Annotated in this window: 12 protein-coding genes, 1 tRNA gene and 1 pseudogene; 11 read left to right on the top strand and 3 right to left on the bottom strand. The window is 63.2% G+C overall.

The features are described from left to right. Nucleotides 1-21: 21 nt before the first annotated feature. Complete coding sequence (locus NKI58_RS00710; protein ID WP_023677958.1) at nucleotides 22-609, bottom strand: YqaA family protein; 588 nt, start codon at nucleotides 607-609, stop codon at nucleotides 22-24. Between the two features lie 455 nt (nucleotides 610-1,064). Between NKI58_RS00710 and NKI58_RS00705 the strand changes: the two genes are divergently transcribed. The 9 genes and pseudogenes from NKI58_RS00705 to NKI58_RS00665 all read left to right on the top strand — a co-directional run bounded on the left by NKI58_RS00705 (nucleotide 1,065) and on the right by NKI58_RS00665 (nucleotide 10,764). Then, nucleotides 1,065-1,149, top strand: a tRNA-Leu gene (locus NKI58_RS00705). 646 nt (nucleotides 1,150-1,795) lie between these two features. Further along, entirely contained in the window at nucleotides 1,796-3,235 is a 1,440-nt protein-coding gene (locus NKI58_RS00700; protein ID WP_352637657.1) for an NAD(P)-binding domain-containing protein, read from the top strand. 24 nt (nucleotides 3,236-3,259) lie between these two features. Then, nucleotides 3,260-4,435: an acyl-CoA dehydrogenase family protein gene (locus tag NKI58_RS00695; protein ID WP_352637659.1), complete on the top strand. Its 1,176-nt coding sequence runs from the start codon at nucleotides 3,260-3,262 to the stop codon at nucleotides 4,433-4,435. A 13-nt stretch (nucleotides 4,436-4,448) separates the two neighbouring features. Beyond that, nucleotides 4,449-5,804 (top strand): LLM class flavin-dependent oxidoreductase, encoded by a 1,356-nt coding sequence (locus NKI58_RS00690; RefSeq protein ID WP_352783386.1) that lies wholly within the window; start codon nucleotides 4,449-4,451, stop codon nucleotides 5,802-5,804. A 7-nt stretch (nucleotides 5,805-5,811) separates the two neighbouring features. Then, nucleotides 5,812-6,153: a DUF3088 domain-containing protein gene (locus NKI58_RS00685; RefSeq protein ID WP_352783388.1), complete on the top strand. Its 342-nt coding sequence runs from the start codon at nucleotides 5,812-5,814 to the stop codon at nucleotides 6,151-6,153. A 4-nt stretch (nucleotides 6,154-6,157) separates the two neighbouring features. Next, the gene (locus NKI58_RS00680) at nucleotides 6,158-7,339 is read left to right on the top strand and encodes an acyl-CoA dehydrogenase family protein (RefSeq protein WP_352783391.1); all 1,182 of its coding nucleotides are present in this window, start codon (nucleotides 6,158-6,160) and stop codon (nucleotides 7,337-7,339) included. After that, the gene (locus NKI58_RS00675; RefSeq protein WP_352783394.1) at nucleotides 7,336-8,691 is read left to right on the top strand and encodes an LLM class flavin-dependent oxidoreductase; all 1,356 of its coding nucleotides are present in this window, start codon (nucleotides 7,336-7,338) and stop codon (nucleotides 8,689-8,691) included. Before NKI58_RS00680 ends, NKI58_RS00675 begins: the two co-directional genes overlap by 4 nt. Before the next feature lie 74 nt (nucleotides 8,692-8,765). Beyond that, a pseudogene (locus NKI58_RS00670) lies at nucleotides 8,766-9,841 on the top strand (LLM class flavin-dependent oxidoreductase). Between the two features lie 62 nt (nucleotides 9,842-9,903). After that, complete coding sequence (locus NKI58_RS00665) at nucleotides 9,904-10,764, top strand: NADPH-dependent oxidoreductase (protein ID WP_352783397.1); 861 nt, start codon at nucleotides 9,904-9,906, stop codon at nucleotides 10,762-10,764. A gap of 31 nt (nucleotides 10,765-10,795) precedes the next feature. On the opposite strand, the gene gcvA is transcribed toward NKI58_RS00665, so the two are convergent. Beyond that, nucleotides 10,796-11,806 carry a transcriptional regulator GcvA gene (gene gcvA, locus NKI58_RS00660; RefSeq protein ID WP_352783399.1) on the bottom strand — a complete coding sequence of 337 codons (1,011 nt, stop codon included), beginning with the start codon at nucleotides 11,804-11,806 and terminating at the stop codon, nucleotides 10,796-10,798. A gap of 342 nt (nucleotides 11,807-12,148) precedes the next feature. On the opposite strand from gcvA, the gene NKI58_RS00655 reads away from it, so the two are divergent. Continuing rightward, nucleotides 12,149-13,744, top strand: coding sequence for an ABC transporter substrate-binding protein (locus tag NKI58_RS00655; RefSeq protein WP_352783401.1), 1,596 nt, complete (start codon nucleotides 12,149-12,151; stop codon nucleotides 13,742-13,744). A gap of 94 nt (nucleotides 13,745-13,838) precedes the next feature. Further along, complete coding sequence (locus NKI58_RS00650; RefSeq protein WP_352783404.1) at nucleotides 13,839-15,434, top strand: ABC transporter substrate-binding protein; 1,596 nt, start codon at nucleotides 13,839-13,841, stop codon at nucleotides 15,432-15,434. Between the two features lie 84 nt (nucleotides 15,435-15,518). Here NKI58_RS00650 and NKI58_RS00645 read toward each other — a convergent pair whose 3' ends face one another. Next, nucleotides 15,519-16,958 (bottom strand): FAD/NAD(P)-binding protein, encoded by a 1,440-nt coding sequence (locus NKI58_RS00645; protein ID WP_352647904.1) that lies wholly within the window; start codon nucleotides 16,956-16,958, stop codon nucleotides 15,519-15,521. Between the last annotated feature and the right edge of the window lie 4 nt (nucleotides 16,959-16,962).

The following is a 16,962-nucleotide window of genomic DNA, read 5'->3' as shown; positions in this document are numbered from 1 at the left end:
GTCCATTCGGTTCGATGTCGTTCAGACGGCGTATTTGACGACGATATAGAGCAAAATCAGGGCAGCGGCGGCGGCGCCTGCAATCTGGCCAAGGCGCTTTTCGATGAAGTGGCGGATCGGCTCGCCATAGCGGCGCAAGAGCCACGCGAGAAACAGGAAGCGAGCACCGCGCGCCACGATTGCCAGCACGATGAACAGCAGCAAAGGAACACCGATGACGCCCGACAGGATCGTCACAACCTTGATCGGCGGCAGATGGGCGAGGCCGGAGGTGACCAGCATCAGGATGATGAAGCCGACACCCGATGAGACGCGCATCGCTTCGAACTCGTCATATTTGCCGTAAAATTCGAGGATCGGCCGCGCGACCGCATCATAGGCATAATGGCCGATGAACCAGCCGGCGATGCCGCCCAGCACAGAGGCGACGGTGGCGACCAGCGCGTAACGATAGGCGCGATCCGGCCGCGACAGCGCCATCGGCAGATAGAGGACGTCGGCCGGCACCAGGAACACCGAGCTCTCGACGAAGGCGATGAAGGCCAGCCACCATTCGGCCGATTTGCTCGCCGCCAGCGACAAGGTCCAGTCGTAAAGTCCGCGAAGCATCGGCACTCCTAATGCACGCCCAAACCAGAAGCGGTCTTGGGATCACGACATGTACAAACAAGACTTGGAAGCGCCCCGCATCAACCTCGTCGGACAAGGTGCGCTTCAATGACATGCGCCGCCTGTCTAGAAAGATTTTCCGCGCTGCACAATGGCAGCTGCTTCACGAAATCGAAAGGCTCGCGTCGAGCGAGACCGGTTCTCAGGATTTGGCCAGTTGACGAACAGGCCTCCAGCCGTATAGTCCGCGCGCATCCAGGCCGCCCGGCCTGAGCCCCTATGGCGGAATTGGTAGACGCGCTCGACTCAAAATCAGGATGCGTCTACCGTCAGCCTGCAGGGTAATAGGATTGGAGGTCAATAGGTTAGGAGTTAAGGGCCGCTTAATTCTCGAACTGCCACCCTCTACCTAGGTGCAGCATGAGAGCGTTGAGAGGTAAATGAGTTAGCGCCTTGCGGGTGTGGTGAAACTGGTAGACGCGCTGGATTCAAAATCCAGTTCCGAAAGGAGTGTCGGTTCGATTCCGACCACCCGCACCAACTATCGGCCAACGAACTTTGAGAACGGCGATCATTTCACTGTCGCACGTAGTTCGAATCGTGTCTGCCGCCCCACCTGTACCAAGATACTCCGCAATGTCCGGTGATGGATGGGACAGATCAATAAATAAAATCAATATGTTATGAGAGATCGTGTGCAAAAACTGCACACGAAAGTTCCGCTACTCTTCTGTTTTCGTTCCTGCGATGGAGTAGCCGACGGGCCTCTTGGGACGCCTGTTGAATAGCTGCGCTGTCCTATCCTGCGAGGACCGTTGCTGGTGTATCCGCGATCTGCCGTCTGTCAGATGGCGGACGCCACACATGTCGGTCGACCAAGATCAAGCTTGATCCCGCTGACCACGCGACGCCGCTGATGTGCTCGACACCAATGCCCGACTGCATCGGCGTATTGCGCGTGAGCCGTAAGAAATAAAAATGACCAGTGCGCTTGCGCCCGCTGCATTATCAAAAAAGATGCTCCGGCTTCAGGGAGGCCACACGCACCGCCCATTCGTCGGCTGTGAAAGCGCGTCGTTGCAATGCAAGTGAAAAAAACTACCGGGCAATCAAAGCAGACATTTCTGGACTGTTTGCCGACTGGGGCGGAGTTTGGCGCGACGCTTGAACTTCAGCCGGAGCCCAAATGGCTTTACCATCCGATCCAGATTTCCACGCCCATGAAACACTTCGGCTGATCGGCCCTGATCCGCAGAACTGGGTGCCGGACCGCGAGGGCATCAACCACAATGTCTTCATCGTCGGCGGCGGGCAGACGGGCGCCACCTTTGCCTTCGCGTTGAGGCGCGCCGGCATCGGCAAGGTTACGGTCATCGATGCCGCGCCGGACGAGAGCAAGGCTGGCATCTGGCTCTCCCATGCGCGGATGAACCGGTTGCGAACGCCAAAGGGCTTGCCGGGGCCGGAACTCGGCTTGCCGGGCTTGAGTTTTCAGTCCTGGTACGAAGCCCGCCACGGTGCGGAAGCCTATGCCGGTTTCGACCGCATCGTACGGACGGATTGGGCGAACTACCTGAAATGGTATCGCGACTTTCTCGGCATCGGCATTCGTTACGGCACACGTCTCATTCGCATCGAGCCGGCTGGCGGGCATTTTCGCCTGCACCTCGAAGCCGACGGCACGCCATCGGTCGAAACGGCGCGCAAGATCATTCTGGCCAATGGATTTGGCGGCAGCGGCGGTCCAGTGATACCGGCGGTACTTGCCGCCTTGCCGCAGGGCCTTGTCGCACACAGTTCGGCGGCAATCGATTTTGCCTCGCTCAAGGGAAAGGCAATCGCTGTCGTCGGGTCGGCGGCTTCGGCATTCGATGCGGCCGGAGCTGCCCTTGAGGCCGGCGCGAAATCGGTGCGTCTGTTCGCCAGACGCACCAGCATCGCCAGCGTGCCGATCAACCGCGTGCGCGGCTATCCCGGGGCCTATGACAATTATCCGCTGCTGCCCGTTGCGGTGCGCTGGCGCCAGGCGCTGCGCTTCCGCGAGGCCGGTTCGACGCCACCGCTCGATGCGGTGGAGCGGGCGGTGCGGCACCAGAATTTTCATCTCCATCTCGGTGCCCCCTGGACAAATGCGGATGTCGAAGACGGCAAGGTCGTCACCGAGATCGCCGGCGAAACATTTGCCTTCGACTTCGTCATCGCCGGTACCGGCTATTTTGCCGACCCGACCCGCAAGCCGGAACTTGCCGATTTCGCCACCGCCATCCGGCTATGGCGCGACCAGTACGCGCCGTCGGAAGCAGAGCGGGATGAGTTTTTCGGCGCCCATCCTTATCTCGGCCTCGGCCATGAATTTCTCGAGAAGGCGCCGGGGGAGGCGCCATTCCTGAGGAATATCCATGTCTTCAATCCCGGCGGCTTTGTCAGTTTCGGCCTGCCGATCGGCGATGTGCCGTCGATCAGGCGCGATGTGCCGGCTGTGGTCGCGCGCATCAGCCGCGATCTCTTCCTCGCCGATCTCGACAGCCATGAGAGTCGCATAACCGGGAGCCATCCGGCCGAGTTCGGCGAAGACGCCTATGCCGCTTCCGTCTGGCGGCCGGCGCGGACCATCGCGGCGGAATAGACGCATTTCCATGGACAAACGCCGATGACCTTCAGCCCTGACCTTTCCGACCCGTTCGTCGCCACGGCGGTCGAACTGCGCGATATCTTCGATCGGGATGCCGTGGCGCGCGACAAGGCCGGCGGGCGGCCGGTCGAGCAAATCCGTCTGCTGAAGGAAAGCGGCCTGCCGTCGGCGCAGATTCCCAAGCGCTATGGCGGCAAGGGCGCACCCTGGCTGTCGGTGCTGCGCGTCGTGCGCGAATTCGCCCGCACCGACGGCTCGCTCGCCCATCTCTACGGCTACCATCATCTGCCGCTCAACGGCGTGCTGTTTCGCGGGACCGAGGCGCAGAAGGACCGACTGCTGAAACGCTCGGCAAGGGAGAACTGGGTCTGGGGCAATTCCGGCAACGCCATGTCGAAGACGTCGACGGCCAGGCGCAACGGCACGGGCTGGATCCTGAGCGGCTTTCGGCCCTTTTCTTCCGGTTCGCACATCGCTGACTATATCCAGGTCGCCTGGGAGGACGGTCAGGACCGGCTGGCAGCCGCAATCCCGGCTGACCGTGAGGGCATCGTCATTGAGGACGACTGGGACGGCGTCGGACAGCGCCAGACGGGTTCCGGCAAGGTCACCTTCAAGGACGTGCATGTCGGTGATGACGAACTGATTGGCTCGCCAGCGGTGCCGCTGACGCCGTTCCAGACGCTGACGTCACTGTTCCAGCAGGCGGTCCTGCTCAACCTGTTCGTCGGCAGCGCGCAAGGAGCGCTGAGCGAAGGCCGCGACTATACGGTGTCGCAATCGCGCCCCTGGGTCTATTCCGGCTATGAGAAACATACCGACGATCCGTTCGTGCAACGCAAATATGGCGACCTCTATATCCGCACGCTCGCCGCGGCCGAACTGGCCGATATAGCGGCATGCAGCCTCGATGCCGCCTATGGCCAGGGCGAGGCGTTGACCCTGGAGCAGCGCGGGCAGACGGCGATCGATCTCGCCACCGCCAATGTCTACGCCGGACAAATCGGCCTCGATGCGTCGAGCGAGGTTTTCGAGGTGATGGGCGCCCGCTCAGCCACCAAGGCCAACGGCTACGACAGGTTCTGGCGCAACGTGCGCACGCACACGCTGCACAATCCGGCCGAATACAAGAAGCGCACGATCGGCACCTGGTTGCTGACCGGGGAATTCCCGGTCGGCGGATTGTATCGCTGAGGAGGCGCGGAACATGGCCAGCCGCAAGGACAAGCTCAAGCTTGGAGCCTTTCTTCTCTTCACCGGCCACCATGTCGCAGCCTGGCGCCACCCGGAGGCAGGAGAAGGGACCAGCCTCAACGACTATGTCGAGCTGGCCCGGCTGGCGGAAGCAGCCAAGTTCGACACGATCTTCTTCGCCGACGGCGTGGCGGCGCGGCTGAAGGATCTGGAGGCCGCCAGCCGCAAGGCGCATAGCGGCGTCTATCCGTTCGAGCCGATCACGCTGCTGTCGGCACTGTCGGCTGTGACCAGGAATATCGGCCTCATCGCCACGGCGTCGACCAGTTTTTCCGATCCCTACAATCTGGCCCGCCAGTTCGCGTCGCTCGACCATCTGAGCGGCGGGCGGGCCGGCTGGAATCTGGTCACTTCGTCCGATCCGGAGGCAGCGTTCAATTTCGGTCACGAGACGCATATCCAGCATGGCGAGCGCTACGACCGCGCCGAGGAATTCGCCGATGTCGTGCTCGGCCTGTGGGACAGCTGGGAAGATGACGCCTTCCCGCGCGACAGAGCAAGCGGGCGCTATTTCGACAAGGACAAACTGCATGTGCTGAACCACAAGGGCCAGCACTTCAAGGTGCGTGGTCCCCTGAACACGCCGCGAACGCCGCAAGGCCATCCGGTCGTGGTCCAGGCCGGGGCGTCGGGTCCGGGCAAAGAGCTGGCGGCTCGTACCGCGGAAGCGATTTTCGCGGCGCAGATCACGCTCGACGAAGCCACCGCCTTCTATGCCGACGTCAAGGGCAGGCTCGGCAAATATGGCCGCTCGGAGGATGACCTGAAAGTCCTGCCAGGCATTTTCCCGGTCGTCGGCCGCACCGAAGCCGAGGCGCGGGAGAAGTTCGAACAGCTGCAGGATCTCATCCAGCCGGAAGTCGGCCTCGGTCTGGTCTCGGCGCTGGCCGGCGGCTTCGACCTCAGCGCCTATCCGCTCGACGGGCCGGTGCCGGATTTGCCGGAGACCAATGCCGGCAAGAGCCGGCAGGCTCTGGTGATCGATCTGGCGCGACGCGAGAATCTGACGATCCGGCAGCTCTATCTGCGCATCGCCGGCGCCCGCGGCCACTGGCAAGTGGTCGGCACGCCGCAACAGATCGCCGACATCATGGAAGAGCGGTTCGAGAATTACGGTGCCGACGGCTTCAACATCATGGCGCCGATCATGCCCGGCGGCCTGAAGGATTTCATCGAGCTGGTGGTGCCGGAACTGCGCCGCCGTGGCCTGTTCCGCGATGAGTATGAGGGCAGCACCTTGCGCGACAATCTCGGCCTGAAGCGGCCGGCAAACCGCTTTTCGCGGCATGCCGCGGCGGCTGCGGAGTAGGCCGGCAATGGCGCGCGACACGCTCTTTCTCATCCAGCCGGGTTTCGCCGACCCAAAGCAGCCGGGCCAGACGTTCGTCTGCCCCTATTGCAACCAGGTTGAGGGATTGCTCGCTGCCTTTCCCGATCTCGCCAGCAGACTAGACGTCGAACGCGTCCCGTTCGCAAGGCCGAGGGGCAAGGTGATCGACGCGCTCGGCGAACGGCACCAGTCGCTGCCGGTGCTGATCATCGGCAGCGATCCGCCCGCCGACTTGCCGACGGCCAAGGGCAAGGTCTTCGCCGATGACACCAGGCGCATTCTCGCACTGCTTGCCGAGCGCCACGGCTTCCCGCATCTGCATGAGTGAGACGATGACCTTCGATCCCGATACGTCCAATCCATGGATCGCCAAGGCGGTCGAGCTGCGCGACATCTTTGCCCGCGATGCGGTCGAGCGCGACCAGCTTGGCGGCAGACCCGTCGAACAGATACGGATGCTCAAGCAAAGCGGCCTGCTCACCATCGTCATCCCCAAGGAATTCGGCGGCGCCGGCGAACCCTATTCGACAGCGCTGAAGATCGGCCGCGAGTTCGCCAAGGTCGACGGCTCGATCGGCCATATCTACGGCTACCATTTCAGCGCGCTGATCGCCGCCAGGCTCAATTCGGACGAACCGCGCTCAGCCGATCTGCTACGGCGTTCGGCTGCCGGCGACTGGTTCTGGGGCAACACCGGCAACAGTTTTTCCAAAACGCTGTTCGGCCGCAAAGATGGCGAGTGGACGATCGTCAACGGCTTCAAACCCTTCGCCTCCGGCTCGCATGTCGCCGACTATCTTTCGACCTCGTGGGAAGACGAGGTCAGCGGCGAGAGGAAATTCGCGGCGATCCCGGCGAACCGCGAAGGCATCACCGTTCTCGACGACTGGGACGGCATCGGCCAGACGCAGACCGGCAGCGGCAAGGTCGCCCACAAGGACGTCAGGATCCACGACAGCGAGTTGGTGCGCGGTTGGGTCGACGCGTCGTTGCCAATCCGCACCATCGGCCCGCTGCAGCAGCAGAGCGTGTTGCTCAATGTCTTTGTCGGCACGGCCCAGGGCGCGCTGCTGGCGGCGCGAGATTATACGCTCAATAGTTCGCGGCCGTGGATGTATTCCGGCGTCGAGCGCCATATCGACGATCCATGGATCAAGCGGCAGTATGGCGAGCTCTGGGTCAAGACGCGGGCGGCGACGGCGCTGGCCGATCGCGCGGGGGCGGCGATCGATCATGCGATCGCGCGCGGCAAGGCGCTGACCGAGCAAGAACGCGGTGAGGCGGCGGTTGCCGTCGCCGCGGCCAATGTGCTGGCAGGCGATGTCGCGCTCGAAGTCACGACCGAGATATTCGAGGTGATGGGTGCCCGCTCCGCAGTGCGCAAATACGGCTTCGACCGCTTCTGGCGCAACGCACGCATTCACACCTTGCACAACCCTGCCGAATACAAGACCCGCACCGTCGGCACCTGGTATCTGACCGGCGCTTATCCCGAGCCCGGCGTCTTTCGATGAGCGGCCGGCAGCTCCATCTCAACGTCAACATCCTGCATGCCGGCTTCTCGCCGGCGGCATGGCGGATGGACGGCGTCGACCCCTATGCCGCCTTCACCGTCGACCACTATGTGCAGGTGGCGAAGATCGCAGAGCGCGCAAAGCTCGACGCCGTATTCCTTGCCGACCAGGCGGCGATATCGGACCGCATTGACTATCGTCCGATCACGTCGCTGGAGCCGACCATCGTGCTGGCGACGGTAGCCGCCGCAACCGAGCGCATCGGCCTGATCGCCACCGCTTCAACCAGCTTCAACGAGCCCTACAATATCGCCAGGCGCTTCGCGACGCTCGACCATGTCAGCGGCGGACGCATCGGCTGGAACATCGTCACCACGGCCGATCCCGCCTCGGCCCGCAATTTCGGCCTCAACGGTGCCATCGATCACGGCCGGCGCTACGAGCGGGCGGCGGAATTCGCTGACATCGTCAAGGCATTGTGGGACAGCTGGGAGGACGATGCCTTCATCGGTGATGTCGCCAGCGGGCGCTTCGTCGATGCCACCAAGGTTCACGCCATCGACCACAAGGGCGCACATTTCTCGGTGCACGGGCCGCACAATGTGCCGCGTTCGCCGCAAGGGCATCCGGTGGTCGTCCAGGCCGGCGGGTCCGATGACGGCAAGGACCTCGCCGCCCGCCACGCCGAAGCCGTGTTTTCCGCATCGCAATCTTTCGAGGAAGCGCTCGGCTATGCGCGGGAACTTAAGGCGCGTGCCGTCGCCTATGGCCGCACCGGCGGCGTGCCGCTCAACCTCGCCGGCCTAGCCACCATCATCGGCAGCACAGAGGCGGAAGCGGAGCGGCGGCAAGAAGAGCTGTGGGATCGCATTCCGCTCGACTACAGCCTTGGGCGGCTGTCCGGCGTGCTCGGCATCGACCGCGAGCGATTGAAGCTGGACGAGAAGTTGCCGGAAGGGACTCAACTGCCCCCCAACGGCGGCCACACCTTCTTCAAGGCCACGCTCGCGCTCGCCCGCAGCAATGATTTCACGGTTCGCCAGCTGATCCGGGCGCTGAACGGCAGCACTGGCCACCGCACCATCGTCGGCACGCCGGAGCAGATCGCCGACGATATCGAAAGATGGTTTGTCGCCGGCGCCGCCGACGGCCTCAACCTGATGCCGGACGTGCTGCCGACCGGACTGGAGGTCTTTGTCGATACGGTGGTGCCGATCCTGCGCCGGCGAGGGCTGTTCCGAACGGAATATGAAGGGCGCACGCTGCGCGACCACCTCGGCCTTATCAGGCCCGAAAGCCGCTTTGCACCGCAGCCGAGCAAGGCGCCAGGGCTGCTAGGGGCAGCCCTTTGAGTGATCATCAAAATGCAGCTGAGCGGAAGGTCCTGCCATTGACCTCCATGCCCGACAAAAATACAGGCCCGAGAATGAGCGCTGATACCGAGTTTCTTTGGTACATCCCGAACCAGGTCGATCCCGGTCATCGCGGCGAGCCGGCCGTCGAGGACCACAACAGCCTGGAGACGCTGACCAGCCACGCGAAGGCGCTTGAGGAACACGGTTGGAAGGGCGCGCTGATCGGTACCGGCTGGGGGCGGCCCGACACGGTCACCGTCGCCGCCTCGCTCGCCGCGCGGACCACCTCCTTCGAGCCGCTCATCGCGATCCGCCCCGGCTACTGGCGGCCGGCGCACTTCGCATCCGCCGTAGCCACGCTCGACCAGCTGACCGCCGGTCGCGTGCGTATCAACATAGTGTCAGGCAAGGACAACCTCGCGGCATATGGCGATAGCGAAGGCGACCAGATACATCGCTATGCCCGCACCAGAGAGTTCATGCGGCTGGTTCGCAGACTTTGGACCGAAGAGAACGTGACCTTTGCGGGCGAGCACTTCCGGGTCACCGGGTCGACCGTCATGCCCCGCATCCATGTCTGTGGCGATCGTCGCCATCCCAAGCTCTACTTCGGCGGCGCGTCGGAGGCGGCCGAGTGGGTGTCGGCCAGCGAGGCGGATGTCCAGCTCTTCTGGGGCGAGCCGCTCGACGGTGTCCGGGAGCGGATGGAGCGGCTCAAAGCCTTGAGCAGCGAACTCGACCGAGACCTCCCGCCTCTGGAATTCGGGTTGCGGGTCACCACGCTGGTCCGCGACACCACTGGCCAGGCCTGGGCGGACGCCGAGGCGAAGGTCGAGGAGATGGCCAAGGGCCAAGGCGCCGGCTGGAACGATCACGGTCGGGCGGTAGCGGTGGGCCAGCAGCGTCTGCTTGATCTGCACGCGCGTGGCGAGGTGCTGGACGACAACCTCTATACTGCGCCGGGCAAATATGGCGGCGGCGGTGCCGGTACCACCTGGCTGGTCGGCTCGGCCGCCGACGTCGCCCACTCGCTCGGCAGGTACCGGGATCTGGGCATCACGCATTTCGTGCTCTCGGACACGCCGTACCTTTCCGAGATCAAGCGGCAAGGCGATCGTTGCTTCCGCTATTGCGCAATGGGGCCTAAGCCGCGCTTCTTGAACCGGCAAGGGCCGGCGAGGGAAGCCAGATTGCCAAGTAGGGAAGACGATGTCACAGCCGGCCGCCTTCAGCATCCGCCCTTCCGACGCCGACCTGCGTGGTGAAGCGGCGCTGCGGCGGCGTTACCGGGCGCCGCAACATACGCACACCGGAAACTGGAACGAAGCCCTCGAGGCGATCCTTTCGCATCGCTCGGTCCGCAACTATCTCGCCAGGCCTCTGCCCGAAGGAATGCTCGAACTGATCATCGCGGCCGCCCAGTCGGCACCGACCTCGTCCAATCTCCAGGCGTGGAGTGTCGTCGCCGTCGAGGATCCGGCGCGCAAGGCGCGGCTTGCCGGACTGGCGGCGATCAATCGCCATATCGAGCAGGCGCCACTGCTGCTGGTCTGGCTGGCCGACCTGTCGCGGCTGCGCGCCATAGCCGAGGCAAACGGCCGGGAGGGCGAGGGGCTCGACTATCAGGAGAGTTTTCTGCTGGCCGTGATCGACGCCGCACTTGCCGCGCAGAATGCCGTGGTGGCGATCGATGCGCTCGGGCTCGGCTCCTGCTACATCGGCGCCATGCGCAATCATCCGCAGGAGGTGGCACGCGAACTCGGTCTGCCGCCGGAAACCGTGGCGGTGTTCGGCCTGACCGTCGGCTATCCCGATCTCCTGGCTGCGACTGACATCAAGCCCAGACTGCCGCAGGCTGTGGTGCTGCACCGCGAGCGCTATCGATCAGAGCCCGATCCGGACGATCTTGCAGCCTACAACCAGAGGCTTCGTTTATTCCAGCAGGAGCAGGCGATGCCTGTGGTGGACTGGACAGAGTTGCTTTCGAACCGCATCGGCAGCAAAGCAGCGCTGAAAGGCCGTGATCGCCTGGGCGAAGTGCTGAAGGCCCTGGGCTTCAAGCTCAAATAGGCGCGCGCCTGCTCGCGAGACCGAGGCGGGGCTATTCGGCGGCGATGATGGCGATGCGCGCCGGCAGCGCCGCCGGCGGCGTGAAGTCGAGCGCGCCAAGCCTCCGCGCCTCGGCCTTCAGCCAGCCATGGAAGCGCTCGACTGTCGCCAGCTTCGCCTTGTGCGGTGTCGTCGCGAAATAATAGGAAAACTCGACCGGCTGCGGCGAGCCGAACGGACTGACCAGCCGCCCTGCGGCAAGGTCAGGCTCGGCCAGCCGGAATTTGCCGAGACCGATGCCCTTGCCGGCAGCAGCAGCGTCGAGCACCAGTGACGATTGGCTAAGCCGTATACCGCCCTCGACAAAGCGGCCAGACAGGCCGTTGGATCTCAGCCAGCCCTTCCAGTCAGGGCAGCTTGGATCGCGTTCCGGACCGTCCTCATGCAGGATCGGTGCGTCACGCAGCCCCTCCGGCCCGCGATAGAGACCGTGCATGCGGGCAAATTCCGGGCTGCAGACGGGGAGCACCGCTTCCGAAAAAAGCCGTTCTGTCAGCAGGCCGCTATAGGCGCCCGACCCGTAGCGGATGACGCAGTCGACGTCTTCGCTGGCAAAGTCGGCAAGTCTGGTCGATGCGTCGACCAGCACTTCTAGGCCGGGTACCGCGTCGCGCAGTGCGTCGAGGCGCGGGATCAGCCATTTGCTGGCGAAGGAGGGCGCGACCGACACTTTGATCGGCGCATCCTCCTCGTCGCCGGAAATCCGCGCGACCGACTCGACAACGACGTCGAAAGCCTCGGTGAGGCCGGGCATCAGCGCCTGGCCGGCCGACGTCAGCAGAAGCTCGCCGCGGTTTCGATGGAACAGCGGTTGACCGAGGTGATCCTCGAGCAGGCGGATCTGCTGGCCGATGGCGGCAGGCGTCACATGGAGTTCTTCGGCCGCCCGCGTAAAGCTCAGGTGGCGGGCGGTTGCGACAAAAGCGCGAAGCGACGTCAGCGGCGGAAGCCTCGCCAGCGTCGGCCGCAGCTTCCTTGATTTTGCGCGACTGAGATCGACCATGGAGCGCATTCAACACGTTCAGGCCGGGCGCGACGAGGGCGGGCTTTGCGCCAAAGTGCCCGGTGGAAAATTTCGTTTGCCGCAGCGTCGCGGCAGCGGGAACGGAAATCTAAAAAATCGTAATGTCTACAATTCTTGTAGAAATAAGATCGGAGCGCTGATTTGGGCGTCGAGCAGCTTTGCCAGATCCTGGAATGAAACGGTCGTGCGAAGCGGTGCTTTCGGCAGACGATAGAAAATCATTCTTCCGGTTTTGCGGCGTGGCAGAGATCATCGCGTCGAGGCGCCGGAGTGTGTTCGGCCGCCGGATGCCATCGAAGCCGTTTTCCGGAGCTCAAGGCCATGTCTGTCAATCGTCGTCATTTCAACCAGCTCTTGCTGCTTGGCGGTGCGAGCTTCGCATTGCCCGGTCTTTCCTTTGCCGCCGAAGGCACGCCGGTTCAGGGCGGTACGCTCAACTGGGCCTACTATCCCGACCCCACGTCGCTGATCGCCATCAACACCTCGTCGGGCACCGGCCAGGCGATCGGGCCCAAGGTCAATGAGGGCCTGCTGGATTTCGACTATGATCTCAACCCGAAACCGCTGCTGGCGACGGAATGGTCGACCAGCGATGACGGCCTGCGCTATACCTTCAAGCTGCGCGAGGGCGTCAAATGGCACGATGGCAAGGATTTCACCTCGCAGGACGTTGCCTTCACCATCTTTCGGCTGAAGGAGGCGCATCCGCGAGGCCGCATCACCTACCAGAACGTGACGGCGGTAGAGACGCCTGATCCGCACACCGCCATCATCGTGCTTTCAAAGCCGGCGCCCTATTTGATCACGGCGCTGAGCAGTTCGGAATCGCCGATCGTGCCGAAACACGTCTATGAAACGTTCAAGCCGGCGGAGCAGCCCAAGCTGGAGCAGACGATCGGCACCGGTCCCTTCGTGCTCAAGGAATGGGTGCCCGGCAGCCATCTGATCTTCGACCGCAACCCGGACTATTGGGATGCGCCCAGGCCCTATCTCGACCGTGTCGTGCTGCATGTCATCCTCGACCCGGCCGCACGCTCGGCGGCTCTTGAAACCGGCGAGATCGATATCGGCGCCAATCCCGTGCCGCTGGCCGATATCGAGCGGCTGAAGGCAAACCCAGCTCTGGTCGTCGACACCAACACCTACGCCTATTCCGGCCCGCAGCAGCAATTGTTCTTCAATTACGAAAACGAAATCCTGACTAAGCGCGATGTGCGCCTAGCCATTGCCCACGCCATCGACCTGCAGAAGCTGGTCGACATCGCGCTCTATGGCTATGCGCAGGTGTCGCCAAGTCCGATCAGCACGGCACTGCCAAAATGGTATGACCCCAGCATCAAGGCGCGCGAGCCCGATACCAAATTGGCGGAGAAACTGCTCGACGACGCCGGCTATCCGCGTGGCGCCGATGGCACGCGCTTCAAGCTGCGGCTCGCCTATAACGCGTTCCTGCCAGCGTCCTATGCCGATTTCATCAAGCAGTCGCTGGCAGTGGTCGGCATCGACGCCGAGATCCTGAAGCTCGACCTGTCGACGTTCCTGAAGACCGTCTACACCGACCGCGCCTGGGACCTGGTGGTCGAGTCGCTCTCGAACACCTTCGATCCGACGCTCGGTGTTCAGCGCGCCTACTGGTCGAAGAACTTCAAGATCGGCCTCGTCTTCTCCAACGCCAGCCACTATGCAAACCCCGAGGTCGACCAGATCCTCGAAGCCGCCGCCATCGAGCCCGACGAGACCAAGCGCCGCGAGCTCTGGTACAAGTTCCAGCACATCATCCATGACGACGTAGTGTCGGTCGATCTCGTCGCGGCGGGCGCCCAGATTGTTGCCAACAAGAAGGTCAGGGATTTCGCGCCCGGCGCCCAAGGCATCAACAACAGCTTCGCGCAGATCTGGCTCGCGCCAAACGCATAGGCGTTCGGATCGCCTTGGCTGGGATCGGCGCGTGAAACCGCCGATCCCGACTTTTCCCCATGAAAGACAATCGCGCAAACGCGGAGTACCGACCATGACCATCAACCGACGCCTGTTCAATCAGTTCCTGCTGCTGGCCGGCGCGAGTACCGCGCTTCCCGCCGGGGCCTTCGCGCAAGAGGCAAAGCCGGTGGCCGGCGGCACGCTCAACTTCGTCTACTATCCCGAGCCCAACCAGATCGTTTCCATCAACACCAGCGCCGGCGGACCGGCCACCATCGGCCCGAAGATTTTCGACGGGCTACTCGCCTACGACTACGACCTCAATCCAAGGCCGCAACTGGCCACCGAATGGTCGATCAGCGACGACGGGCTCGAATATATCTTCAAGCTGCGCCAGGGGGTGAAATTCAGCGACGGCAATGATTTGACATCGCAGGACGTGGCCTTTTCGATCTCGCGGCTGCGCGAAGCCCATCCGCGCGGGCGCATCACCTTCCAGAATGTCACCGACATCGACACGTCCGACCCGCACGTGGTGAAAATCAAATTGTCGAAACCGTCCGCCGCGCTGATCTCGGGCCTGGCCGCGACGGAATCACCCGTCGTGCCCAAGCATATCTACGAGAAGCTGAAGCCGGCCGACGATCCGTCTTTCGAGCAGATCATCGGCAGCGGACCATTCGTGCTGAAGGAATGGGTGAAGGGCAGCCACATCATCGTTGAAAAGAACCCGACCTATTGGGATGCGCCCAAACCCTATCTCGACCGGATCATTTTCCGCTTCATCACCGATCCCGGCGCGCGCGCCGCGGCATTGGAAACGGGCGAGGTCGACATCGGCCCAAACCCGGTGGCGTTTGCCGATATGGAGCGGTTCAAGGCGCTGCCGCAATTCGTCGTCGATAGCACGGTCTTCGCCTATAGCGGCCCGCTGCACCAGCTGATCATCAACCTCGAAAACCCGATCCTGAAGGAGAAGAAGGTCCGTCAGGCAATCGCGCATGCGATCGACCTCGACGCGGTCAACGCCATCGTGTTTTACGGCTATGGGCAGGTGTCGCCGACGCCGATCAGCGTCGTCAACAAGAAGTATTTCGATCCCGATGTGAAAGCCGCGACCGTCGATACGGCGCTGTCGGAGAAACTGCTCGACGAGGCCGGCTTCAAGCGGGGAGCGGACGGCATCCGCTTCAAACTCAGGCTCACCAACAACCCGTATAACCCGTGGGGCTATGCCGACTTCCTCAAGCAGGCCTTGGCGAAGATCGGCATCGACGCCGAGATCCAGAAATTCGACTTCGGCACCTATGTCAAAACCATCTACACCGACCGGAGGTGGGACCTGTCGACAGAATCCTGCGGCAATATCTTCGATCCGAGTGCCGGCGCGCAGCGGCTCTACTGGTCGAAGAACATCAAGATCGGGCTGCCGTTCTCAAACGGGGCGCACTATGAAAACCCGGAGGTCGACCGGCTGCTGGAAGCCGCTTCCGTTGAACTCGACGAGGCCAAGCGCAAGCAGCTCTTCTTCAAGTTCCAGGAGATCATCGCCGACGAGTTGCCGATCATCAATCTGATTGCGCCGCCGACCATCATCATCGCCCGCAAAACCGTCAAGAACTACGCACCGGGTGCCGAAGGCCTGTCGGCCAGTTTCGCCGACGCCTATATCGATCCGAACGCCTGACCCTGCAGGGCAATCGGAATGAGAAAGGGCTGCATCTCGATGCGGCCCCTTTTTGTGTTTCTGTCGCCTTGATGTGCAGCATGCTCAGGCCAGAGCACGCAGCCTTGGGCTGGCCTTGACCAGAAGGTCGGCAAGGGCGATGGCCTGAGCCAGCTGTTCGCCGATGGAACTCGATTCCCAGGCAACGCCGCGCAGCGGATGGCCGACGGCAAACAGATTGCCGTGGGTCCTGCCGTTACGGGAAATTACCTGACCTTCGCGCGTGGCATCGATGCCGAAGCTGGTCGCATGCGGCCTAACGATGCCGTTCTCGAGCAGGCTTTGGACGAATGGATCGGCGATCCGCCGCCAGTCGTGCTCCTGATGGCCGCGGCAGTTGACGACACCATCGAAACGCAGGCGTTCGACCGCGCCGCTATCGCGCCAGCGGATCTCGGCGGCAATGCCGTCGGCTTCCGGATTGAGCGCCAGCACCCGTCCCGCTCCACCCGTCCAACGGCCTTGGCTTCGCGCCAGTGCCACGCGCTCAAAGCTCGGTGGCGCCGCGCGGTGCGCGGTGACATCCCAGAAGGCGCGCAGATGGCGTGCGAACTTCAAGCGCTCCCTGTCGGTGGCGCCTTGCCACAAGGCCAGGATCCACGGCCGGATCGTCAGTGGCAGCCCTTGCCAGTCCAGGCCGGTGGTTTCGATTGCCCGGCGTTCGGCCTTGACCAGTGCGAGAAGCGCCCTGGTGGTTTTCGGCAGCGGCCGCCCGGTGAGGAAATCGCGCCACGCTTCCGCGTTGCGCCGAGGTTCGACGATCTGTCCGCGCCGCGACACGACGCGATAACCGCCCTTGAAGCCGCGCGCTTCCATGCTGGCGACGACGTCGACCATGCTGAGGCTGGAGCCGATCAGCAGCAGTTCCTTGCTGCCGGCGAGCCGATCGAGCGCCGCCGAATCCCAGGGATTGGCGACATAACGGGGATCGCTGACGACGGCTGCTTCCGTGGTGGACGGCTGGCTCTGGAACACCCCGGTTGCCAGCACGGCCTCATCGGCCAGCAATTGCTGGCCGTCGCCGGTGCCGACGCATACCCCTGACGGGCCGGTCAGCATGTCGACGGCGGATGCCTTGATGTGGCGCAGCGACGAACGCCCGTCTGCTTCTCTGATCGCTCTCGTCAGTTCGGACTGGACATAGCTGCCGAACAGCCAGCGCGGCGGGCTTGAGTCCGGGACATCCTCGGGCGGTGTCCAGCCGTGCTCCGGCCCATTCGCCATAAGCCAGCGAACGAGGTGATCGGGATCGTCCGGATGCAGCGAGAAGATGCGCGCCGCGCCGTTGACGAGGTGTTGTGGATCGACGGTGCTATAGGCAACGCCGCGACCGAGCTCGGCCCGGCGCTCGATGATGGTGATTGCCAGCGGCTCAGTTGAACGGTCGAGCAGCTTGATCGCGGTAACCGCGCCGGCAAAGCCGCCGCCAACGATGATGATTGAACGAGGGATCGAGCGTAGCGGGGAGGAAGGGGTATGAAGCATCAAG

It is taken from the genome of Mesorhizobium sp. M0522, from assembly GCF_040321085.1.
GTDB lineage: Bacteria > Pseudomonadota > Alphaproteobacteria > Rhizobiales > Rhizobiaceae > Mesorhizobium.
This window is presented reverse-complemented; position numbering and strand designations above follow the sequence as displayed.